The 21,645-nt window shown below is 56.6% G+C and carries 22 protein-coding genes; 13 read left to right on the top strand and 9 right to left on the bottom strand.

The features are described from left to right. Positions 1-19 precede the first annotated feature (19 nt). From rsmG to hemE, 6 genes are all read right to left on the bottom strand, one after another. Positions 20-637 (bottom strand): 16S rRNA (guanine(527)-N(7))-methyltransferase RsmG, encoded by a 618-nt coding sequence (gene rsmG, locus ACQZ48_RS13320; protein WP_137412365.1) that lies wholly within the window; start codon positions 635-637, stop codon positions 20-22. Positions 638-648: 11 nt separating this feature from the next. Then, a complete protein-coding gene (gene mnmG, locus ACQZ48_RS13315; RefSeq protein WP_191217158.1) occupies positions 649-2,532 on the bottom strand; it encodes a tRNA uridine-5-carboxymethylaminomethyl(34) synthesis enzyme MnmG in 1,884 nt (627 codons plus the stop codon). Between the two features lie 63 nt (positions 2,533-2,595). After that, positions 2,596-3,927, bottom strand: a complete 1,332-nt coding sequence (gene mnmE, locus ACQZ48_RS13310) for a tRNA uridine-5-carboxymethylaminomethyl(34) synthesis GTPase MnmE (RefSeq protein WP_448728890.1) — start codon at positions 3,925-3,927, stop codon at positions 2,596-2,598. An 86-nt stretch (positions 3,928-4,013) separates the two neighbouring features. Next, on the bottom strand, positions 4,014-5,279 hold the full coding sequence (gene rho, locus ACQZ48_RS13305; protein WP_004444236.1) for a transcription termination factor Rho: 1,266 nt from the start codon (positions 5,277-5,279) through the stop codon (positions 4,014-4,016). 186 nt (positions 5,280-5,465) lie between these two features. Next, positions 5,466-6,011, bottom strand: coding sequence for a protoporphyrinogen oxidase HemJ (gene hemJ / locus ACQZ48_RS13300; RefSeq protein WP_170985695.1), 546 nt, complete (start codon positions 6,009-6,011; stop codon positions 5,466-5,468). Next, on the bottom strand, positions 6,008-7,039 hold the full coding sequence (gene hemE, locus ACQZ48_RS13295) for a uroporphyrinogen decarboxylase (RefSeq protein ID WP_137412368.1): 1,032 nt from the start codon (positions 7,037-7,039) through the stop codon (positions 6,008-6,010). The genes hemJ and hemE overlap by 4 nt, the downstream gene beginning before the upstream one ends. 407 nt (positions 7,040-7,446) lie before the next feature. Here hemE and ACQZ48_RS13290 point away from each other — a divergent pair, with 407 nt between their 5' ends. Genes ACQZ48_RS13290 through dnaQ form a run of 5 tightly spaced genes read left to right on the top strand, consistent with a single transcriptional unit; the run spans position 7,447 to position 11,051 of the window. Next, entirely contained in the window at positions 7,447-8,268 is an 822-nt protein-coding gene (locus ACQZ48_RS13290) for a pyruvate, water dikinase regulatory protein (protein ID WP_077983674.1), read from the top strand. A 31-nt stretch (positions 8,269-8,299) separates the two neighbouring features. Then, complete coding sequence (locus ACQZ48_RS13285) at positions 8,300-8,899, top strand: Maf-like protein (protein ID WP_191217156.1); 600 nt, start codon at positions 8,300-8,302, stop codon at positions 8,897-8,899. Next, a complete protein-coding gene (locus ACQZ48_RS13280) occupies positions 8,892-9,752 on the top strand; it encodes a shikimate dehydrogenase (RefSeq protein ID WP_077983676.1) in 861 nt (286 codons plus the stop codon). The genes ACQZ48_RS13285 and ACQZ48_RS13280 overlap by 8 nt, the downstream gene beginning before the upstream one ends. Beyond that, positions 9,752-10,360 carry a dephospho-CoA kinase gene (coaE, locus tag ACQZ48_RS13275; protein ID WP_191217155.1) on the top strand — a complete coding sequence of 203 codons (609 nt, stop codon included), beginning with the start codon at positions 9,752-9,754 and terminating at the stop codon, positions 10,358-10,360. The genes ACQZ48_RS13280 and coaE overlap by 1 nt, the downstream gene beginning before the upstream one ends. Then, positions 10,353-11,051, top strand: a complete 699-nt coding sequence (dnaQ, locus tag ACQZ48_RS13270; RefSeq protein WP_077983678.1) for a DNA polymerase III subunit epsilon — start codon at positions 10,353-10,355, stop codon at positions 11,049-11,051. Before coaE ends, dnaQ begins: the two co-directional genes overlap by 8 nt. Positions 11,052-11,153: 102 nt before the next feature. Here dnaQ and secB read toward each other — a convergent pair whose 3' ends face one another. After that, positions 11,154-11,636: a protein-export chaperone SecB gene (gene secB, locus ACQZ48_RS13265; RefSeq protein ID WP_077983679.1), complete on the bottom strand. Its 483-nt coding sequence runs from the start codon at positions 11,634-11,636 to the stop codon at positions 11,154-11,156. 102 nt (positions 11,637-11,738) lie between these two features. After that, a complete protein-coding gene (locus ACQZ48_RS13260; protein ID WP_077983680.1) occupies positions 11,739-12,290 on the bottom strand; it encodes an FxsA family protein in 552 nt (183 codons plus the stop codon). 140 nt (positions 12,291-12,430) lie between these two features. Here ACQZ48_RS13260 and ACQZ48_RS13255 point away from each other — a divergent pair, with 140 nt between their 5' ends. From ACQZ48_RS13255 to gyrB, 5 genes are all read left to right on the top strand, one after another. Continuing rightward, positions 12,431-13,129 (top strand): Tim44/TimA family putative adaptor protein, encoded by a 699-nt coding sequence (locus ACQZ48_RS13255; protein ID WP_131829420.1) that lies wholly within the window; start codon positions 12,431-12,433, stop codon positions 13,127-13,129. Next, positions 13,126-14,235: a murein transglycosylase A gene (gene mltA / locus ACQZ48_RS13250; protein WP_077983681.1), complete on the top strand. Its 1,110-nt coding sequence runs from the start codon at positions 13,126-13,128 to the stop codon at positions 14,233-14,235. Before ACQZ48_RS13255 ends, mltA begins: the two co-directional genes overlap by 4 nt. Next, positions 14,235-14,804 (top strand): Smr/MutS family protein, encoded by a 570-nt coding sequence (locus ACQZ48_RS13245; RefSeq protein ID WP_077983682.1) that lies wholly within the window; start codon positions 14,235-14,237, stop codon positions 14,802-14,804. The genes mltA and ACQZ48_RS13245 overlap by 1 nt, the downstream gene beginning before the upstream one ends. Continuing rightward, positions 14,801-15,166 (top strand): helix-turn-helix domain-containing protein, encoded by a 366-nt coding sequence (locus ACQZ48_RS13240; protein WP_003521160.1) that lies wholly within the window; start codon positions 14,801-14,803, stop codon positions 15,164-15,166. The genes ACQZ48_RS13245 and ACQZ48_RS13240 overlap by 4 nt, the downstream gene beginning before the upstream one ends. A gap of 157 nt (positions 15,167-15,323) precedes the next feature. After that, positions 15,324-17,759: a DNA topoisomerase (ATP-hydrolyzing) subunit B gene (gene gyrB / locus ACQZ48_RS13235; RefSeq protein ID WP_077983721.1), complete on the top strand. Its 2,436-nt coding sequence runs from the start codon at positions 15,324-15,326 to the stop codon at positions 17,757-17,759. A 97-nt stretch (positions 17,760-17,856) separates the two neighbouring features. On the opposite strand, the gene ACQZ48_RS13230 is transcribed toward gyrB, so the two are convergent. Continuing rightward, positions 17,857-18,459: a nitroreductase family protein gene (locus ACQZ48_RS13230; protein WP_142912879.1), complete on the bottom strand. Its 603-nt coding sequence runs from the start codon at positions 18,457-18,459 to the stop codon at positions 17,857-17,859. Between the two features lie 128 nt (positions 18,460-18,587). On the opposite strand from ACQZ48_RS13230, the gene ACQZ48_RS13225 reads away from it, so the two are divergent. The 3 genes from ACQZ48_RS13225 to ACQZ48_RS13215 all read left to right on the top strand — a co-directional run bounded on the left by ACQZ48_RS13225 (position 18,588) and on the right by ACQZ48_RS13215 (position 21,623). Beyond that, entirely contained in the window at positions 18,588-19,430 is an 843-nt protein-coding gene (locus tag ACQZ48_RS13225) for a fumarylacetoacetate hydrolase family protein (protein WP_191217154.1), read from the top strand. 124 nt (positions 19,431-19,554) lie between these two features. Continuing rightward, on the top strand, positions 19,555-20,787 hold the full coding sequence (locus ACQZ48_RS13220) for a polyhydroxyalkanoate depolymerase (RefSeq protein WP_321186461.1): 1,233 nt from the start codon (positions 19,555-19,557) through the stop codon (positions 20,785-20,787). A gap of 68 nt (positions 20,788-20,855) precedes the next feature. Next, entirely contained in the window at positions 20,856-21,623 is a 768-nt protein-coding gene (locus ACQZ48_RS13215) for a M48 family metallopeptidase (protein ID WP_191217152.1), read from the top strand. Positions 21,624-21,645 lie beyond the last annotated feature (22 nt).

The following is a 21,645-nucleotide window of genomic DNA, read 5'->3' as shown; positions in this document are numbered from 1 at the left end:
GCCGCACCTGGCCAGTTCGTCAGCGCCTCAAAGCAAGGTTGCTGATTTCAAGAACAACAGAATCTGCCTCAATGGCACTCTGATGTTTTACCAGATCAAACTTCCAGCGACCATGTGCTTTCTGCACTTCAGAATCATAATCCCGGCCTTTATTAAAATAGGCCTTGAGATTTGGGTTATTCTGCGCCCAGGGATGAATATAATCGAAAAGCAAATCCAGTTCGGCGAGCGCGCGAGCCGAAACAGCCTCGCAGTTTTTGATGATCTCCGGTGCTGTCTCGATCCTGACAGGGTGAACTGCACCTCTCGCACCGGTTTCCTTCAGTGCAATTCGCAGGAATGCCGCCTTTTTATTGTTGCTTTCGACCAGATCAACCCAGCCGTCGCCAAGATCAGCAAGAAAAATCGCGGTGACAACACCGGGGAATCCGCCGCCGCTTCCAAGATCAATCCATTTTTTTGGCTGCGGCGAGAGTTGGAATATTTGGGCACTATCGGCAACGTGCCGGTTCCAAAGCTCCGCGAGAGTGGAAGGCGCTACCAGATTTGTGGTTCTGTTCCACTTCTTAAAAAGCTCGACAAAATATTCGAGTCTTTCCTGTGTTTCACGTGAAACACTCTGGCCGTTTATCTTCATAATCCGACTCGCTATTGGTGCATGCGTAATTTTTCACTTCGCGTTGCGGAATCCTTCCGCAGAAGTGCGAGCAGCAGCGATATCGCAGCCGGTGTCATGCCGTCAACACGAGCGGCTTGGGCGATATTCTCAGGACGGGCTTTTTCCAGCTTTTGTTTAAGCTCGTTGGAGAGGCCGGCTAGGCTCTTAAAATCAAAGTCATGAGGGATTTTCCTGTCTTCGTCCCGTTTGATATCGATGATATCAGCACTCTGCCTTTGCATGTAGACCGCATAACTCGCCTCAATCTGCAAGGCCTCGGCCACTTTCCCATGGAGGGCGCCCAGTTCTGGCCAATGCTTGGCAAGGACTTCGAGAGACATATCCGGATAGGCGAGCAATTCATAAACAGACCTGCGTTGACCGTCCTGATTAAGTTTCAACCCTTGCTTTGCCGCCTGGGATGGGCTGATGGAAATAGTCTTCAGCAGCTCTCGAGTACGATCCAAATCGGAAATGAAATTCGCGAAGCGTTCCTGCCGCTCGCGGCCGACAATGCCAGCAATCTGGCCAACTGGTGTAAGCCGCAGATCCGCATTGTCCACGCGCAGCGAAAGGCGATACTCCGCTCTGGAGGTAAACATGCGGTAGGGTTCACTGACGCCCTTCGATGTCAGGTCATCAATCATGACCCCAATATAGGACTCGGTTCGGCTAAAATAGACCGGATCGGCATTGCCTGCATAAAGCGAGGCATTCAAGCCGGCAACAAGACCTTGAGCACCCGCCTCTTCATAACCCGTCGTTCCATTGATCTGGCCGGCTAGAAACAATCCCGCAATCTTACGGCATTCCAGCGAGGGTTTCAGCTCGCGTGGATCGACATAGTCATATTCGATCGCATAACCCGGCTGCAGAATCGTCACCTGTTCAAGGCCCGGTATCGTTCGGATAAATTGTTCCTGCACGGCAGCGGGAAGGGACGTTGATATACCATTTGGATAAATGGTGTGATCGTCGAGACCTTCCGGCTCGAGGAATATCTGATGACCGTCCCTTTCACCGAAACGGGTGATTTTATCCTCAATCGACGGGCAATAACGCGGACCGACCCCTTCGATCTGTCCCGAATACATCGCCGACAGATGAATATTGTCCTGAATGATCTTGTGGCCAGCTGGCGTGGTTCGAGTTACACCACATTCAATTTGGGGATTGAGAATACGATCCGTCATGAAGGAAAAGGGGACAGGATCCTCATCGGCAGCCTGCCGATCCACCGCATTCCAGTCGATCGTGCGTCCGTCCAGTCGGGCAGGGGTGCCGGTTTTAAGGCGCCCCATAACGAGACCCAATCGCGAGAGCGTATCAGAGAGGCCAACTGACGGCATTTCTCCAACGCGTCCCGCAGGAATCTTTTCGGAACCGATATGAATGAGGCCACGTAGGAAGGTACCGCTCGTCAGCACCACTGCGCCACACGGAATCCGGCTACCATTCTTCATGATAACTGCCGCGACACGATCATGCGCCATCTCAATATCGAAAGCATCGCCTTCAATAATGGTCAGGTTTTCAATCGCATCGATCTCCCGCTGCATGGCATCGCGGTAGAGCCGGCGGTCGGCTTGGGTTCGCGGACCACGGACAGCCGGACCCTTCTTACGGTTGAGCATGCGGAACTGAATACCTGCCGCATCGGCAACCCGGCCCATCAAACCATCCAGCGCATCGATTTCCCGAACGAGGTGTCCCTTTCCCAGACCGCCTATGGCGGGATTACACGACATGACACCAATCGTCTCACGCTTATGGGTAACAAGGGCGGTTTTTGCACCATGCCTTGCGGCAGCAGCCGCGGCTTCGCTGCCCGCGTGGCCACCGCCAATAACAATGACATCAAATGACTGGTGCATATCCCTGCGCCCTGTTCTACCAACATCGACATCACCGCTTCGGCCGTCGATGTTTCACGTGAATCATTTTCCTATGCAGAATTCCGAGAAGATCACGCCGAGCAAATCTTCCACATCAACGCGGCCGGTAATCCGTCCGAGCGATGTTGCAGCGAGTCTTAAATATTCCGACCTTATCGCAAGGTCCAGGGTCTCGGAATCGAGTGCATCACTAACATAGTTCAGCGTCTCTTCAAGTCGTTTTTTATGCCGAGCGCGCGCGGGAACCAAAGTCTGGCCGGCACCGACGCGTTTTTCTATTTCCTGCTTCAGCATCGACCGCAGTTCATTCAAGCCTATTCCTTCCTGGGCTGAGATAGACAGATCAAATCCATCATTCAAAGTAGGGGAATGGAGCGCTGTTTTCGTTCTCACTCGCAAATAGCTCTGGCTCCCGAGCGATTCAACGGGTTGTTTCGGGAACGAATCATTATCCTGAAGCAATAGAACGAGATCTGCCGTCTCGGCTGTCAAAACCGCGCGCCGCACGCCTTCAAGCTCAACGATATCCTGTGTTTCTCTTATTCCTGCCGTATCAAATAGCCGAACCAAATATCCTTCCAGATTGATATCGACGCTTAGAACGTCTCGTGTTGTACCGGCAATATCAGTAACGATCGCAACATCCCGACCGCTAAGAGCGTTCAAAAGAGTGGACTTGCCTGCATTTGGTTCACCGACCAGCGCCACCTTGAACCCGTCGCGAATGATTTCACCGCCGTTACCACGCTGGAGATGATGACGGATTTCCGTTTTGAGAAGCGCCATGGCCTCCCAAACCTGAGCCGCCACGGAATCTGGAACGTCCTCCTCGTCGGCAAAATCCAGTTCCGCTTCGATGAGAGCGCGGGCTCGCGTCAGGCGGCTGGCCCAATCGTCATAAAGCGCCGACAATTTGCCAGTGCTCTGTTCCACCGCCAAGCGCCGCTGCATCTCCGTTTCAGCCTGCAACAGATCAGCGAGGCCTTCGACCTCAAGGAGATCCATCTTCCCATTCTCGAAGGCTCTACGAGAGAATTCACCGGCATCCGCCGGCCGAAGACCCTCAAGATTTTCGAGCTCGGCAAAAATCGAAGCCATGACCGCACGACTGCCATGGCTATGAATTTCAACGCAATGCTCACCCGTGAAGGAATTTGGAGCTGGAAAGGCGATTACCAGCGCCTGGTCGATGACATCGTCGTTTCGACTCCGAATCGAGCACAACATGGCCTTTCGTGGTGACGGAAGTTCCCGTCCCGTCAGCATCTTCAACGCATCGAAAGCTCTGGAGCCGCTAATCCTGAAAACAGCCACACCCGCCGGCAAGGCACCGCTGGAAAGCGCGTAGATCGTATCGGTGGAAGCTGGCATCATTCACCTCAGTCTAAAACAGGCAAGCCGCATCCGAATAAACGGACGCGGCTTTGAAGCTCTCACGATGAATCCGGCTAAAGTCCGGATCAGGTATTCATCGATTCGAAGAAATCCGAATTGTTCTTGGTCTGCTTCAGCTTGTCGATCAGGAATTCGATGGCGTCCATCGTACCCATCGGCGCGAGAATACGGCGAAGAACGAAAATCTTCTGCAGATCCTGACGCGGCACCAGCAGGTCTTCCTTACGCGTACCGGATTTCAGAATATCCAGTGCCGGGAAGATGCGCTTGTCAGCAACCTTGCGGTCAAGCACGATTTCCGAGTTACCCGTACCCTTGAATTCTTCGAAGATGACCTCATCCATGCGGCTGCCGGTATCGATCAGCGCGGTCGCGATAATGGTCAGTGAACCACCTTCTTCGATGTTACGCGCGGCCCCGAAGAAACGCTTCGGACGCTGCAGGGCGTTGGCATCGACACCACCCGTGAGAACCTTGCCGGAGGAGGGAACAACCGTATTGTAGGCACGGCCGAGGCGGGTGATGGAATCGAGCAGGATGACGACGTCGCGACCGTGTTCGACCAGGCGCTTGGCCTTTTCGATGACCATCTCGGCGACCTGCACGTGACGGACGGCTGGTTCGTCAAAGGTCGACGACACAACCTCGCCCTTCACGGAACGCTGCATGTCGGTCACTTCTTCCGGACGCTCATCGATAAGGAGAACGATCAGATAGCATTCCGGATGGTTTGCCGTGATGGAATGAGCAATGTTCTGCAGCAGAACGGTCTTACCCGTGCGCGGCGGCGCTACGATCAATCCGCGTTGACCTTTGCCGAGCGGTGCGACGAGATCGATCACACGCGACGACAGGTCTTTCGAAGTCGGAACGTCCAGTTCCATCTTGAAGCGCTCATTCGGGTAAAGCGGCGTTAGATTGTCAAAGTGAACCTTATGGCGGATCTTTTCCGGATCGTCGAAATTGATCGTATTGACCTTGAGAAGCGCGAAATAACGTTCGCCTTCCTTGGGGCCGCGGATCGGGCCTTCAACGGTATCGCCGGTTTTCAGCGAGAAGCGGCGGATCTGCGACGGCGAGATATAGATATCGTCCGGACCGGGCAGATAGTTTGCATTTGCGGATCGCAGGAACCCGAAACCGTCCTGCAGGACTTCGACGACGCCCTCGCCGATGATTTCGATGTCCTGGCTCGCGAGAACCTTGAGGATTGCGAACATGAGTTCCTGCTTGCGCATGGTGCTCGCATTTTCAACTTCCAGGGATTCGGCAAAAGTCAGCAAGTCGGTAGGCGATTTGCTCTTAAGTTCCTGAAGCTTCATTTCAGCCATGAAGAGAAGACCGTTTGATAATGTAATGTCGGGGGAGGGCGTGTTCGCGAATCAGATGCTGTGGGAAATGCCGCAGATGACTGAATAATTCACATGCCACGAAGATGAGTGGCCCGAAAATAGCGATTGTGCACGGCCGCTGCAAGAGGAAAGCACGAATTCCGCGAAATTTATCGTTGCACCGCCCTAACCGAAGGGTTTCACAACCACAAGTATGACGATGGCGATCATCAGCACCGTCGGAACCTCGTTCATCAACCGCCAGTGACGGGCAGGCCGCGTATTTTCATCCCGCGCGAAACGTTTTGCGCTGCGCGTGAAATAAACATGGGTCGCGGTCAGAAGCACCACCAGCGCGATCTTGGCATGCAGCCAGCCGCCGGAAAAACCATAAACCGACCAGGCGAGATAAAGTCCCAATATCCAGGATATCATCATCGCCGGGTTCATAATCACCTTGATCAGCCGCTGTTCCATGACCTTGAAGGTTTCGGACTGCTGCGAACCCGGGGGTGCATCGGTGTGGTAGATGAAGAGCCGCGGCAGGTAAAAAATTGCCGCCATCCAGGAAATCACAGCGATGATATGTAGCGCCTTGATCCAGAGATAAAGATCGGCCGGATCGGCATAAAATAACAGGGCGACGAAAGCGGCAAAGACACCAATTGCGATGCCCGCGCGCAAAGCTGCCCGGTTACCGGAACGGGCGGAGGTTTGTTTTTCGTCACTCATGCCCCGGCTCCGCCGCGCACGCGCTGCACCAGCCGGGTCACGTTTTCCGGGTCAGCCTGGGGGGTAATGCCATGGCCCAGATTGAAGATCAGCGGACCCTGTCCCAGCGCCTGCAGCACGGCATCGATGCCATCCTGCAAGGCCTTGCCGCCCGCCACCATCAGCATGGGATCGAGATTGCCCTGCACCGGGCCTTCCTTCTGCAAGTCTCTGGCAAAACCGAGCGGCACCGACCAGTCGAGCCCGATGGCGTCGGCGCCCGTCTTGCGGCGATAATCTTTGAGAAGATAACCAGCTCCTTTCGCGAAGGCGATGATCTTTGCCGAGGGCCGGCGGGCGCGCACCGATGCGATAATGCGGGCGACCGGCTTTATCGCATAGTCCTCGAATTCCTTCTCACCGAGCACACCGGCCCAGGAATCGAAGATTTGAACCGCATCGGCACCGGCATCGATCTGCGCCACCAGATAATCGGCGGAAACCTCGGCCAGAAAAGCCAACAGCTTTTCCATGGCGGCCGGCTCCTGATAACCGAACAACCGCGCCGGGGCCTGATCCGGCGTTCCGTGTCCCGCGATCATGTAGGTCGCAACCGTCCATGGAGCACCGCAAAAACCGAGAAGTGTCGTTTCATCCGGCAAAGAGGTGCGCAGACGGGAAACGGTTTCGAAAACGGGCGAAAGATGCGCCATGACATTTGCGCCGTCCAGCTTCTCGATACCGCTGACATTGATCGGGTCCATGGCCGGACCTTTTCCTTCGCTGAAAGACACGTTGCGATGAAGCGCATCCGGAATCACCAGAATATCGGAAAAAAGAATGGCGGCATCCAGCCCAAACCGGCGAATGGGTTGGAGAGTAACCTCCGTCGCCAGTTCGGGATTATAACAGAGATCGAGGAAACTACCGGCGCTCTTTCGCGTTTCCCTGTACTCGGGAAGATAACGCCCAGCCTGTCGCATCAGCCATATGGGTGGTGGTGTGACCGTCTGCCCGTTCAACACCGTCATAACCTTGCGTTCGCTCATGGCACCAGCTTCTAAAAAATAAAATCAAAGAGATTTAAAAGATTTTCTATTTCTTAGAGTCTGTGGGTAGCAAGGATTAAAATCATTCCAGTCGAAATGCCGCAGCCACCAAGTTTCAAGCGTGCCTGCGAATATTATAGGTCCGTTTGTTCTGTAATAATCCGTAGAATCTGAATTTTATAAATGATTTCAGTTGTTTATGTCAGAACAAAATAACAGAGCGATTGTGGATAATTTGTGGAAAATTTTGAACAGTTGCGCATTCTTCCAACAATCCACAAGCACGTCGGAGACGACTTAAGCCACTTGCGGATTGTGGAAAAACACCACTTTATTCACGTCGCGGTTCGACCCGCAGGACAATTCGGAGATTTGTCCCGGTTTATCAACAGCGGGAGAAAAACAGCGTGGAGAACAAAAAAAGCTTCTTCCATCTGCACCTGATTTCGGACTCAACGGGGGAGACTCTAATGTCGGCTGGTCGGGCCGTCTCGGCCCAGTTCCATGCTTCCATGCCTGTGGAACATGTCTATCCGATGATTCGAAACCAGAAGCAGCTCGCGCAGGTCGTCGATCTCATCGACAAGGAACCGGGCATTGTTCTCTATACGATCGTCGACCAGCAGCTGGCGGAGTTTCTGGATTTGCGATGCCACGCGATTGGCGTACCCTGCGTGAATGTTCTTGAACCTATCATCGGCATCTTCCAGACCTACCTCGGTGCGCCGTCCAGACGGCGGGTGGGTGCGCAACATGCCTTGAATGCGGATTATTTCGCCCGGATCGAGGCGCTTAATTTCGCTATGGATCATGATGACGGGCAAATGCCGGAAACCTATGACGAGGCCGATATCGTCATTATCGGCATCAGCCGCACATCGAAAACACCAACCAGCATCTATCTCGCCAACAGGGGAATAAAGACCGCCAATATTCCTGTTGTTCCCAATGTACCGCTACCCGAAAGCCTGTATGCCGCCACCCGGCCGCTGATTGTGGGCCTGGTCGCGACATCGGACCGCATATCGCAGGTGCGGGAAAACCGCGAACTCGGCGCGACGGGCGGATTTGACAGCGGTCGCTACACGGATCGCGCCACCATCATGGAAGAGCTGAAATATGCGCGAGCGCTCTGCGCCCACAACAATTGGCCGCTGATCGACGTTACGCGCCGCTCCATCGAGGAAACGGCGGCGGCCATCCTTGCCCTTCGTTCGAGGACACGATAATCCGAATCGCATCATTCGGAGCAGACAGTCGATGAAACAGGAACTGATCCTCGCCTCGTCCAGCGCATCCCGCCAGATGTTGATGCGCAATGCGGGGCTGACATTTTTAGCCATCCCGGCGGATATTGACGAGCGCGCGCTCGATGAACAGCTGGAACGAGACGGAGCCAGCCCGGAAGAGGTGGCACTGGAACTCGCCAGGGCCAAGGCTCTTGCCGTCAGTAGGCTCTATCCCGGAGCATTGGTTCTCGGCTGCGACCAGACCATGGCGCTCGGTGCCCGCGTCTATCACAAGCCAAAAACCATGGCGGAGGCCGAATCGCATCTCCTGTCATTGTCCGGCAAGGTTCACCGCCTGAACAGCGCCGCCGTTCTCGTACAACATGGTGAGGTGGTGTGGCAGATTGTTTCCAGCGCTGAGTTGACCGTTCGGACTTTGAGCGCCGAATTTGTCTCCCGCCACCTGCAACGCGTGGGAGAAAAGGCCTTGAGCAGTGTCGGTGCGTACCAGCTCGAAGGAGAAGGAATCCAGCTATTCACCTCAATCGAGGGCGACTACTTCACGATTCTCGGCTTGCCGCTTCTGCCGCTTTTATCCAAACTGCGCGACATGGACGTTGTCGATGGCTGATTCACGTGAAACATTAACCATAAACGCATTCGTTGTCGGCTATCCGATCAAGCATTCCCGATCGCCCATCATCCATTCTTATTGGCTGAAGAAATTCGGCATTGCCGGTTCCTACAAGGCTGTGGAAGTCTCCCCGGATGATTTTGCGAATTTCATTGCAACGCTGAAGCAAGGTAAACCGGGCACGGCCGTCGGTGGCAATGTCACTATTCCCCATAAGCAAGCGGCTTATCAGCTGGCAGACAGGCCCGATGCGCTGGCGGAAGAACTCGGTGCCGCCAACACGGTCTGGATGGAGGAGGGCGAACTCCACGCTACGAATACGGATGGTTATGGTTTTGTCTCCAATCTCGATGAGCGACATCCGGGTTGGGACAGGGCCGAGCGGGCCGTGGTTCTAGGCGCTGGCGGTGCAAGCCGGGCGGTCATCCAATCGCTTCGTGATCGCGGCATTGCCGAAATCCACGTCCTCAACCGTACCGTCGAACGGGCCCGCGAACTGGCCGACCGTTTTGGACCGCGGGTTTTTTCCCATCCCCAGGTAGCGCTTTATGAGGTCATGCAGGGTGCCGGACTTTTCGTGAATACGACGTCGCTCGGCATGGACGGGACGGAAGCGCCGCATCTTGATTTTTCGCTGTTGGCCGCCCAGGCCGTCGTAACCGATATCGTCTATGTGCCGCTGAAAACCCCGATCCTCAAAATGGCGGAAGAGCAGGGCATGGCTACCGTCGACGGGCTCGGCATGCTGCTTCACCAGGCAAAACCCGGCTTCGAGCGGTGGTTCGGCAAAACGCCGGAGGTCGATGAGGCCCTGCGTTCTCTCATCATCGAGGATATGGAGAAACATTGATGATCGTCATCGGTCTCACCGGCTCGATTGGAATGGGAAAAACGACGACGGCGAGGTTGTTCGCGGGAGAAGGCGTTCCGGTTCTCGATTCCGATGAGGTCGTGCACGGGCTTTACCGGGCGGAAGCCGCCCCGCTGATCGAAGCTGCCTTTCCGGGCACGACCGTTTCCGGTGCGGTGGACAGGCAGAAACTCGGTGAGATCTTGCGGCAGAATCCGGCTAATTTTAGCAGACTGGAAGAGATCGTACATCCGCTGGTGCGTGGAAGGCAGGAGGCTTTTCTGGCTCAAGCAAGGAAAGAGGATCGGCAATTCGCCCTCCTCGATATTCCGCTGCTGTTCGAAACCGGGGCGGAAAGCCGCGTCGATAAAGTCGTTGTCGTCAGTTGCGCGCCGGAGATTCAGCGAGAGCGAGTTTTGTCCCGACCGGGAATGACGGAGGAGAAATTCGAAATGATCCTCGCCCGCCAGATGCCCGATGTGGAAAAGCGCCGGCGTGCCGACTTTATCGTCGATTCCGGAAATGGTGTCGAAGCGGCAAGGGATCAGGTAAAAGAGATTCTGCAGAAACTGGCCGCTGAGTCGCGCCGTGGAGATATGAATGCGTGAGATCATTTTCGATACGGAAACTACGGGGCTCGAATCGAAGCTGGACCGCGTGATTGAAATCGGCGGCATCGAGTTGATCAACCACTTTCCCACCGGTCGAACTCTGCATCTGTACATCAGCCCGGAAGATCGCAAGGTTCACCCCGACGCACTTGCCGTTCACGGGATTACCGATGAGTTTCTGAAGGATAAACCAAAATTCGCTGAGGTCGTCGACCAGATTCGTGACTTCTTCGAGGGTGCGCGCTGGGTGGCGCACAACGCCACGTTCGACATGGGCTTCATCAACGCCGAATTTGCCCGTCTCGGTATTGAACCGGTTTCTGCAGAGTTGGTGACGGATACGCTTTCGCTTGCCCGTCGCAAGCACCCGATGGGACCGAACTCGCTGGACGCGCTTTGCCGTCGTTACGGCATCGACAATTCCCATCGCACCAAGCACGGCGCGCTTCTTGACTCCGAACTGCTCGCCGAGGTTTATATTGAAATGATTGGCGGGCGCCAGACGGCGCTCGGTTTCGGTTCCGCCGCCAAGCAGGAAACCATCATCGTCGAGGACGATGTACCGCTTGAGCCGCTGCAAAGGCCGCGGGCTTTGCCCTCCAGGCTGGATGCGGAAACGGTCGCGGCCCACGGTAAACTTGTTCTCGGCATGGGCGACAAGGCGATCTGGAACCGTTACCAGAATTGATACCTGTCCAGGCACTGTAAACGGTGAATGCCGTCAAAGAAAAACCCGGGCATGAACCCGGGTTTTGTTTTGTCTGAATTCTGCAGCGCAGAGCCGCGTCACTTAGTTCGGTACCGCTTGAACCTTGGCCTTGGCCTGTTCCTCGGCAACGCGCTGGGCGAACATCTGCGCGAAATCGATTGGATCGATCATCAGCGGCGGGAAACCGCCATTGCGGGTAACGTCCGCAATGATCTGGCGCGCGAAGGGGAACAACAGGCGCGGGCATTCGATGAACAGCACCGGCAGCATATGTTCCTGCGGGAAGCCGGCAATGCGGAACACGCCGCCGTAAACCAGTTCGGCCGCGAACAACACCTTGTCGCCATCCTTGGCTTCCGCGTTCAGCGTCAGAACAACATCGAAATCCGAACCGGAGATCGGGTTTGCGTTGACGTTGACATTGATATTAATCGACGGCGCATTGTCACGTGCCTGAAGCGAGCGAGGAGCACCCGGATTTTCGAAGGAAAGATCCTTGATGTACTGGGCAAGAATGTTGAGGGAAGGACTTACTGCGTCCTGTGCACCATTTTCAGCGGTCATTACATTTCCTCACGGCATGAATTCGTGGAAGGCGGTCTACCATTTCGACCGGGGGCTTACAACCCTTCGTGATCGGGTCACCGCGATCCGTTCCGCCCGGGATCAGGGTTTTGGCAGGTCGCGATTGTCCGGTTTGCGCGACCATGGGGAATCATCCTTTGGCTCGTCGCGATGAAACTCTTCCTCGTCGAGATCCACTACCTTCGAATTGCCCGTATGTCCCGGGTCATTCCGAAAGCCGGAAAAATCTCCGGGCTGAGAACCAGATTGCTGGCCGGAGTGCCGAAAGGAACCAGCAACGACGACGCGCGGCCCGAAGGCCTTCCAGAAAAAGCGCCGTACGGTGGGCGACAGAAGCAGAAGGCCGAGAATGTCGGTAATGAAACCGGGAATGAAAAGCAGGATCCCGGCAACGACGCGCATGGCGCCATTCACCAACTCATCCGCCGGCTGCGCGCCGGTACGCCCCGCGTCCTGGAGGTTTCTCACCATGCCGATGCCTCCGAGCCGCAGGATGAGCAACCCCAGAAACGAGGTGAACAGGACAAGCGCCAATGTCAGCCACAAACCGATTGCCTTGCCAACAATGATGAAACCGGCAATTTCGAGGATGGGCATCATCAGGATGGCGATGGGGAGAAAGGGAAAACGCATCTTCTAGCCTTGCGTGTGCATCTCTGGCAGATTGCCGGTTCCCGGGACACCGATGATTGAATCTGCGCATTTGAATGATGATAAGATGCAGACTATATGATGGTGTAGTTTTCGAATTTAAATGGCGGTTTTGGTAAAAGATGGGCTTTAGCGACTTTATCACATTGTTTTTTCTCGTTGCAGCGGTGCTGATCTTTTTTCAGCTGCGCAGTGTCCTCGGCCGCCGCACGGGCAATGAGAAGCCGCCATTCGACCCCTATAGCCCGCGAGATGCGGTGAAGGGCCCGGTTGCAGATGATAACAAGGTCGTGACCTTGCCAAAGCGCAGCGAGGGGGACGACGAAAACCGTTTTGCCGAGGCGGACGCGCTTGCGCCCGTCGATACGCCGCTCAATGCGTCTCTGCGTGAGGTGATGACCAGGGACCCGTCCTTCGGGCCGAAGGAATTCCTGAACGGCGCCCGCATGGCCTATGAAATGATCGTCATGGGCTTTGCCGATGGCGACCGCAAGACGCTCAAGAACCTTCTGTCGAAGGAGGTTTTTGACGGTTTCGAGGCGGCCATTTCCGAGAGGGAAGGTCGTGGCGAGGTGGTGAAGTCCACCTTCGTGGGTATCGAGAAAGCAGATATCACGCAGGCCAGTGTGCGTGATTCCGAAGTGCAGATCACCCTGAGGATCGTCAGCCAGCTGATTTCGGCGACCTATGACAAGGATGGCAAGCTGGTGGATGGCGATCCGGATGCGGTTGCGGAGGTGGACGACATCTGGACCTTCTCGCGCGATATCCGCTCGCGCGATCCGAACTGGAAGCTGATCGCCACCGAATCCGAGCAATGACCGCGCCCTTTTCGATCGAAGAAGTTTCTTTCAGCGACCTGCCCGGATGGCGGCAAGACGATCCGGGCAAGCTTTTTCCGGCGATGGCGACAATCCTGTCGCACCTTCGGATCGCAAAACCCTACAGGACAGGCGCGCTCGGGGTCACGGCGGCGGAACTGGTTTCGCTTCTGGAAAGCGCAGAGAAAAACCCAATAGACAGCCCGGAGCAGGCGCGCCGGTTTTTCGAAACCAATTGCGTGCCTTTCAGGATTTCTTCGGCTCCGGGAAAAAGCGGTTTCGTGACCGCTTTTTACGAACCCGAACTAGAAGTGTCATCTGAAGCCGACGACATCTGGCGTTATCCGATTTACCGCCGTCCGCCCGAGCTGGTGGATATCGACGACGCCAATCGGCCCGCCGGTTTCGATACGTCCTATGCTTTCGGCAGAGCGGATGAAAACGGGATTTCCTATTTTCCCGACCGGCGGGAGATCGATGAAGGGTATCTGGAGGGCAGGGGCCTTGAGATTGCCTGGGCAAGATCGAAGGTCGACGTGTTTTTCGTCCATGTGCAGGGTGCGGCGCGTCTGGTGTTTCGCGATGGCGCGGTAAAGCGCATCACCTATGCGGCAAAGGCCGGGCATGCTTTTTCACCGATTGGCCGTCTGCTTATCGATCGCGGGGAACTTGATCCGAAAACCGTGTCGATGCAGGCGATCCGCAAATGGCTCGCTGACCATCCCGACAAGGTGGATGGGGTACTATGGCATAACCGCTCCTATATTTTTTTCCGGGAGGCGGATGTCGCCGGTCAGGATATGGGGCCGATTGCGGCTGCGAAGGTTCCGTTGGTCGCGGGGCGCGCGCTTGCGGTGGACAGGCTCATCCACACGTTCGGGCTTCCCTTCTTCATCCATTCACCGTCGCTTACGCATCTCGATGACGGAAAACCTTTTGCGCGGCTGATGCTGGCGCTCGATACGGGTTCAGCCATTGTCGGCCCGGCCCGTGGCGATATCTTCACTGGCTCCGGTTTCGAAGCAGGAGAGCTTGCCGGTACGGTGCGCAATGAGGCCGACTTTTATATACTGATACCGCAGGTGGCTGCGCAGAGGTATCGGTGATGAAGACCAGTCGCAAGCTCGGCAAGGAAGAGCGCATTCTGTGGGGAAAGGTTGCAAAAACCACGCGGCCGATCTCCGGCAGGCTGGAAGATTTGCTGGCTTTCGAGGACATGGAGGAGCCTCTGGTTGAACCCGAGGTTTCCCAGACCGGAAAAAGCAGCTTTCCGCGCATGCTTGCGGAGCCGGCCGAGCCGCCATCAGCGGCTCCGGATAAAAAGCCGAAAATTCATCAGCCGATGGAAAAACCGGTCAAGCGCAAACTCACCCGTGGCCGGCTACCGCTGGAAGGGCGGATCGATCTGCACGGTATGTTCCAGAGCGAAGCTCATGCGGTGCTGCTTGATTTTCTGTTGCGCGCGCATGAACGCGGTCTGAGGCATGTGCTCGTCATAACGGGCAAGGGCCGTTCCATCGGCAGCGACGGTGCGCTGAAAAGGGCGGTGCCCATGTGGTTTTCCAAGCCGGAATATCGCCACCTGATTTCATCCTATGAGGATGCATCCGCCAATCACGGCGGCGACGGCGCGCTTTATGTGCGGCTGGCGCGTCGGCGCGGTGAAAAGTCATGACACCTTTTGCGGAGGCCGTGCGGCAGCTTCGCGAGCGCAAGGGCGTGACGCAGAAGGAAATGGCCGCCGCCATCGGCGTGTCGCCCGCCTATCTTTCGGCGCTGGAGCACGGCAAGCGTGGAAAGCCGAGCTTTGATCTGTTGCAGCGCATTGCCGGATATTTCAACATCATCTGGGACGAGGCGGAGGAATTGTTCTTTCTGGCCGGCTCGTCCGACCCGAAAGTGGTTATCGACACCATCGGCCTGCCGCCGCAATATACGGCTTTCGCCAACCGGCTGGCACGGGATATTCGCAAGCTGCCGCCGAGTGTGGTAGAGGAACTGTCAGCCGTGCTGCAAAAAAGCCGTTCTTGCGATTGAAACCCCTCTATCCCCTGCTTTATGCAGCATCCTGAAGCATGCGGCCTTTGGGATTGGGTGTAGAATTTCTATAGTCGCATGTCGGATTTGAGTGATTCGCTGGCTTCAGGCCCTCTCACTGGAAACCTGGCCCGAGAAAACTTTGGAAAGAGTATTTATGACCGAAACATCGTCAAGCGAAGTCGGCGCGAACGCGGAATATGGAGCCGATTCGATCAAGGTCCTCAAGGGCCTTGATGCCGTGCGCAAACGGCCCGGCATGTATATCGGCGATACCGATGATGGTTCCGGCCTGCACCACATGGTCTATGAGGTCGTCGACAACGCCATCGATGAAGCGCTTGCCGGCCATGCCGATCTGGTGACGGTGACGCTGAACGCTGACGGATCGGTGACGGTGACGGATAACGGGCGCGGCATTCCAACCGACATCCATTCTTCCGAAGGCGTTTCCGCCGCCGAAGTCATCATGACCCAGCTTCACGCGGGCGGCAAATTCGACCAGAACTCCTATAAGGTTTCCGGTGGTCTGCACGGCGTGGGCGTCTCGGTGGTGAACGCGCTTTCCGTCTGGCTGAAGCTCAGAATCCGCCGCAATGGCAAGGTGCATGAAATCGGCTTCACCCATGGTGTCGCCGATGCGCCGCTTTCCGTCATTGGCGAATATGAAGGCCGCTCGGGCACGGAAGTGACCTTCCTGGCAAGCCCGCAGACCTTCACCATGACGGACTATGATTATGGAACGCTGGAGCATCGCCTGCGCGAACTCGCATTCCTGAATTCCGGCGTGCGCATTCTGCTGACAGACAAGCGCCATTCCGACGTCAAGCAGGAAGAGCTGCTGTATGATGGCGGTCTCGAAGCCTTCGTCCGTTATCTCGACCGCGCCAAGAAGCCGCTGGTTGACAAGCCAGTCGCCATCAAGGGTGAAAAGGACGGCATTACGGTTGAGGTCGCGCTGTGGTGGAACGACAGCTACCACGAGAATGTGCTCTGCTTCACCAACAACATTCCCCAGCGCGACGGCGGCACCCATATGGCCGGTTTCCGCGCGGCGCTGACCCGTCAGGTAACCTCCTATGCGGAAACCTCGGGCATACTGAAAAAGGAAAAGGTGAGCCTGCAGGGCGAGGACTGCCGTGAAGGTCTGACGGCCATTCTTTCCGTCAAGGTTCCCGACCCCAAATTTTCCTCGCAGACGAAAGACAAGCTCGTTTCGTCCGAAGTGCGTCCGGTCGTGGAAAGCCTTGTCAACGAAGCGCTCTCCACCTGGCTGGAAGAACATCCTTCCGACGCACGAATTCTGGTCGGCAAGGTGGTGGAAGCGGCGGTTGCCCGCGAAGCTGCCCGCAAGGCACGCGAACTGACGCGCCGCAAGGGCGCTCTCGATATCGCCTCTTTGCCCGGCAAGCTTGCCGATTGCTCAGAGCGCGATCCGGCGAAATCCGAACTTTTCCTCGTCGAGGGTGACTCCGCTGGCGGTTCGGCCAAGCAGGGCCGCTCGCGCGAGACTCAGGCCATCCTGCCGCTGCGCGGCAAGATCCTCAATGTAGAACGCGCCCGTTTCGACAAGATGTTGTCCAGCCAGGAAATCGGCACGCTGATTACAGCGCTCGGCACCTCCATCGGCAAGGATGAGTTCAACGCCGACAAGCTGCGTTACCACAAGATCATCATCATGACGGATGCTGACGTCGACGGCGCTCACATCCGTACCCTGCTCTTGACCTTCTTCTTCCGCCAGATGCCGGAACTGATCGAGCGCGGCCATCTCTATATCGCTCAGCCGCCGCTTTATAAGGTCACGCGTGGCAAATCCGTGCAGTACCTCAAGGATGAGAAGGCGCTGGAAGAATACCTCATTTCGATGGGTCTTGAGGAAGCATCGCTGACCCTCGGCACCGGTGAGGTTCGCGTCGGCGCCGATCTTCGCGAAGTCATTCTCGATGCGCTGCGCATGCGTTCGCTGATCGACGGGCTTCATTCCCGTTACAGCCGCTCGATCGTGGAACAGGCGGCGATAGCCGGCGCACTGAACCCCGAGCTTTCGGCCGATGCCGCCCGCGCCGAGGAGACCGTTGCTGAAGTGGCGCGGCGTCTCGACATGATCGCGGAAGAAACCGAACGTGGCTGGTCCGGCACGGTGCTGCAGGATGGCGGCTTGCGCTTCGAGCGCATGGTGCGCGGCGTCAAGGAAGTCTCGACGCTGGATATGGGCCTGCTCGGTTCGGCCGATGCCCGCCATATCGATCAGCTCGCAGCTCGTATGCGCGATATCTACGCCACGCCGCCGGTCCTGCAACGCAAGGACGGCACGATGGAACTGGCCGGTCCGCGCGCGCTTCTGGATGCAATTTTTGCCGCTGGCCGCAAGGGTCTTTCCATGCAGCGTTATAAGGGTCTCGGCGAAATGAATGCCGAGCAGCTGTGGGAAACGACGCTTGACGCCAATGTTCGCTCGCTTCTCCAGGTCAAGGTCAACGACGCCACCGATGCCGACGGCCTGTTTGCCCGCCTGATGGGCGACGAAGTGGAGCCGCGTCGCGACTTCATCCAGGAAAACGCGCTTAGCGTCGCGAACCTCGATATCTAATCCTGTGGAGCGTTTCGCGGAACGATTCACGTGAAACGAAACTTTAACAAAAGGCCCGGTGGTCAATTCCGCCGGGCCTTTTGTCGTTCTGAGAACATCAATCAACCTTGCCGGTGAAGCGACCTTCGAAGGCCACATCCGAAAGGGGCAGACGCTTGCTCGGCACTTCCCGCTCCGCTAGATCATCAGGGAGAACAGACTTGTCGGTCAGCGTGCCGATGGCGACCGCGGCCTCAACCTTGTAGCCTTCCGGAATGTTCAGTTTTTCAACGATTTTATCCTTCAATATGCCACCCATGCCGTGCGCGTGGTAACCGAGCAGATGTGCCTGCATGGCAAGCGAAAACCAGGCGGCACCCGCATCAAAGGAATGGGTAGCGGATGGCTTTTTCTCGCCTTCACGCGAGATGTTGTGGTCGCGAGAAGTGACGAAGAGCAGCACGGAGGCATTTTTTGCCCAGCGCTGGTTTCCCTCCATCAGCAGTTCCACGAAGAGCGGCCAGTCTTCGCTATCCTTGTGCGCATAGACAAACCGCCATGGCTGATAGTTGGAGGCAGACGGCGCCCAGTGCGCGGCATCCAGAATGGTCATCAGATGCTCTTGCGGCATGGCGTGGCCATCGAAGGCGCGTGGAGACCAGCGATCGAGGAAGAGGGGATCGACGGGATATTCTGATTGCCGGGAATTACTGTTCGTCACGAGCCATGTCCTTATGATTGAAGGGAAGGAAAAGGTATTTTTCGAAACTTGGCTCAGTCAAGGGGTGACAAGTATGAATGCATCGTTCATATATGCATCACCTTGTCTGACAACCGGGAGAGAGTTCCATGAAATTGATGCGTGTTGGCCAGCCCGGCCAGGAAAAACCAGCCATTCTCGACGCGGAAGGAAAAGTCCGCGATCTGTCCGCCCATGTCAAAGACATTGGCGGCGATGCCATTTCTACAGAGGGTCTCAAGAAGATCGCCGCGATCGACCTCGGCACACTTCCGGTGCTGAACGAAGAGCGCATCGGCGCCTGCGTTGCCGGAACGGGAAAATTCATCTGCATCGGCCTCAATTTCTCCGACCACGCCGCCGAAACAGGTGCGACCGTACCGCCGGAACCGGTCATTTTCATGAAGGCGACCTCGGCCATTGTCGGTCCGAACGATAACGTCACCATTCCGCGCGGTTCTGAGAAGACCGACTGGGAAGTCGAGCTCGGCGTCGTCATCGGCAAGACCGCGAAATATGTCTCGGAAGCCGATGCTCTCGACTATGTCGCCGGTTATTGCGTTTCGCACGATGTTTCCGAGCGCGCCTTCCAGACGGAGCGTGCCGGTCAGTGGACCAAGGGTAAGTCCTGCGACACTTTCGGCCCCATCGGCCCATGGCTGGTGACGAAGGACGAAATCACCGATCCGCAGAACCTCGGCATGTGGCTGAAGGTGAACGGCCAGACCATGCAGGATGGCTCCAGCAAAACCATGGTTTACGGCGTTGCCCACGTTGTCTCCTATCTCAGCCAGTTCATGTCGCTGCATCCCGGCGATGTCATTTCCACCGGCACCCCCCCCGGCGTCGGCATGGGCCTGAAGCCGCCGCGTTACCTGAAGGCTGGTGACGTCGTGGAACTCGGTATCGAGGGCCTCGGTTCCCAGAAGCAGACTTTCGTCGCCGATATCTGATCGCTACGGCGTTCAACGGAAAGTGAGGCGCTGGCGGGAAACCGCCGGCGCCTTAAATTTTGTGCACCTGCGAAAAGCTGCTATGGTTGAAAAAAAGAGCGTGATCGCGAGGGAGGCGTCATCAGTGTTCTACCACCTCTATGAAATGAACCATGCAGCCATGGCGCCGCTGCGCGCCGGTGCCGATATGATGCGCCAGGCCTGCAACAATCCTATGAACCCGCTTTCCAGCACGGCTTTCGGAAGAAGCCTCGATGCTGGCTTCGAGGTTTTCGAACGCCTGACGCGCCGTTATGTCAAACCGGAATTCGGACTTGCCACGACTATTGTCGATGGTGAGACCATCGCCGTTGCCGAAGAGACCGTCTGGTCGCGTCCGTTCTGCAATCTCGTTCATTTCAAAAAAGAGGTCGATCCTGCCCGCCGGCCCGAGCCGAAGGTGCTGCTGGTTGCGCCGATGTCCGGCCATTATGCCACATTGCTGCGCGGCACCGTGGAGGCCTTGCTGCCTTCGGCAGATATTTACATTACCGATTGGATCGATGCCCGCATGGTGCCGGTGAGTGATGGGACCTTCGATCTTGACGATTACATCAGTTATGTCATCGACATGCTGCGCGAGATTGGTCCAGGCGCGCATGTGGTCGCCGTCTGTCAACCGTCCGTGCCTGTTCTGGCCGCCGTTTCGCTTATGGAGGCCGATGGCGATAAATTTGCACCGGCATCCATGACGCTGATGGGCGGTCCTATCGATACGCGCATCAATCCCACAGCCGTCAATGGCCTGGCCACGGCGAAGCCAATCGAATGGTTCCGCGATAATGTCGTCATGCAGGTGCCGTGGCCCCAGCCCGCCTTCGGCCGCAATGTCTATCCCGGCTTTCTGCAACTCTCCGGTTTCATGTCGATGAACCTCGACAAGCACATGACGGCGCATAAGGATTTTTACCTCAACCTGATCAAGAATGACGGCGATTCCGCAGAAAAACACCGCGAATTTTACGATGAATATCTGGCCGTCATGGACCTGACGGCGGAATTCTATCTGCAGACGGTGGAAACCGTCTTCATCGACCATGCGCTTCCGAAGGGGAACATGCGGCATCGGGGTAGGGCGGTCGATCCGGCTGCTATTCGCAAGGTCGCATTGTTCACTGTCGAAGGGGAGAATGACGATATTTCCGGCGTTGGCCAGACGAAGGCGGCCCATGATCTCTGCCGTAACATCCCTGAAGATAAACGCGCACACTACATGCAACCGGATGTAGGGCATTACGGCGTCTTCAACGGTTCGCGCTTCCGCAAGGAAATAGTGCCGCGCATGCTGGATTTCATTGGCAAACACCAGACAGCCTAAGGCAAAACGGCAGGTGACGCCGCGCATTTGCGTGGCCAAGGGATGGACGAATCGGTTATGAAGGCTTCATGTTTTCGCTCCTCAGAAAGTCCCTGAAGTCGCCGGCGGCAAAGAAGATCGTGCCGAGCCAGCGCACCGTCGCGGTTGCGGGCCGGCAGGTGCCGATCACGGTCAGGGAAAACCCGCGGGCCACGCGCATCACCTTGCGCATCGAGCCGGGCGGCCGGGCGCTGAAGCTGACGATCCCGATGGGCCTGCATCACCGTCAGGTCGACGATTTTCTCGAAAGGCATCAGGGCTGGCTGGAGGGCAAGCTTCAGAAGTTCAGCCCTGATGACGGTCTGCGTCCCGGTGCGACCATCGATATCAGAGGCACCTCCCATCGCATCGAACACACCGGCAGCCTGAGGGGCCTGACCCACGTCGCGAAAGACGCTGATGGTGCGGCTGTTCTGAAAGTCAGCGGCGCGCCCGAGCATCTGAGACGGCGGATCGCGACTTTCCTGAAAAAGGAAGCAAAGGCTGATTTGGAACGGTTGGTTGCCATTCACGCCCGCGCCGCCGGCAGGCCGGTGCGATCCATCAGCATGAAGGATACACGCAGCCGCTGGGGCTCCTGTTCCCATGATGGAAACTTGAGTTTCTCCTGGCGCATCGTCATGGCCCCGGAAAACGTCATCGATTATCTCGCAGCCCATGAGGTCGCGCATCTGAGCGAAATGAACCATGGCCCGAAATTCTGGGCGCTGTGCGAAAAGCTCTGCCCCCACACCAATGAAGCCAAGGACTGGCTGAAACGCCATGGCTCCCGACTTCACGCCATCGATTTCGATTGAAACTGGCGGCGGGCATCGCCAT

It is taken from the genome of Agrobacterium sp. 22-209-1 (assembly GCF_053522485.1).
The sequence above is the reverse complement of the archived record's forward strand: the minus strand, read 5'-3'. Positions and strand labels throughout refer to the sequence as shown.

Coding starts and splice junctions, on each gene's coding strand:
- rho (WP_004444236.1), bottom strand. CDS start 5,279: ATGGCTGAAATGAAGCTTCAGGAACTTAAGAGCAAATCGCCTACCGAC.
- ACQZ48_RS13285 (WP_191217156.1), top strand. CDS start 8,300: ATGAAACAGGAACTGATCCTCGCCTCGTCCAGCGCATCCCGCCAGATG.
- gyrB (WP_077983721.1), top strand. CDS start 15,324: ATGACCGAAACATCGTCAAGCGAAGTCGGCGCGAACGCGGAATATGGA.
- mnmE (WP_448728890.1), bottom strand. CDS start 3,927: ATGATGCCAGCTTCCACCGATACGATCTACGCGCTTTCCAGCGGTGCC.
- hemE (WP_137412368.1), bottom strand. CDS start 7,039: ATGAGCGAACGCAAGGTTATGACGGTGTTGAACGGGCAGACGGTCACA.
- coaE (WP_191217155.1), top strand. CDS start 9,752: ATGATCGTCATCGGTCTCACCGGCTCGATTGGAATGGGAAAAACGACG.
- dnaQ (WP_077983678.1), top strand. CDS start 10,353: ATGCGTGAGATCATTTTCGATACGGAAACTACGGGGCTCGAATCGAAG.
- rsmG (WP_137412365.1), bottom strand. CDS start 637: ATGAAGATAAACGGCCAGAGTGTTTCACGTGAAACACAGGAAAGACTC.
- ACQZ48_RS13255 (WP_131829420.1), top strand. CDS start 12,431: ATGGGCTTTAGCGACTTTATCACATTGTTTTTTCTCGTTGCAGCGGTG.
- ACQZ48_RS13215 (WP_191217152.1), top strand. CDS start 20,856: ATGTTTTCGCTCCTCAGAAAGTCCCTGAAGTCGCCGGCGGCAAAGAAG.
- hemJ (WP_170985695.1), bottom strand. CDS start 6,011: ATGAGTGACGAAAAACAAACCTCCGCCCGTTCCGGTAACCGGGCAGCT.
- ACQZ48_RS13260 (WP_077983680.1), bottom strand. CDS start 12,290: ATGCGTTTTCCCTTTCTCCCCATCGCCATCCTGATGATGCCCATCCTC.
- ACQZ48_RS13245 (WP_077983682.1), top strand. CDS start 14,235: ATGAAGACCAGTCGCAAGCTCGGCAAGGAAGAGCGCATTCTGTGGGGA.
- mltA (WP_077983681.1), top strand. CDS start 13,126: ATGACCGCGCCCTTTTCGATCGAAGAAGTTTCTTTCAGCGACCTGCCC.
- mnmG (WP_191217158.1), bottom strand. CDS start 2,532: ATGCACCAGTCATTTGATGTCATTGTTATTGGCGGTGGCCACGCGGGC.
- ACQZ48_RS13225 (WP_191217154.1), top strand. CDS start 18,588: ATGAAATTGATGCGTGTTGGCCAGCCCGGCCAGGAAAAACCAGCCATT.
- secB (WP_077983679.1), bottom strand. CDS start 11,636: ATGACCGCTGAAAATGGTGCACAGGACGCAGTAAGTCCTTCCCTCAAC.
- ACQZ48_RS13240 (WP_003521160.1), top strand. CDS start 14,801: ATGACACCTTTTGCGGAGGCCGTGCGGCAGCTTCGCGAGCGCAAGGGC.
- ACQZ48_RS13280 (WP_077983676.1), top strand. CDS start 8,892: ATGGCTGATTCACGTGAAACATTAACCATAAACGCATTCGTTGTCGGC.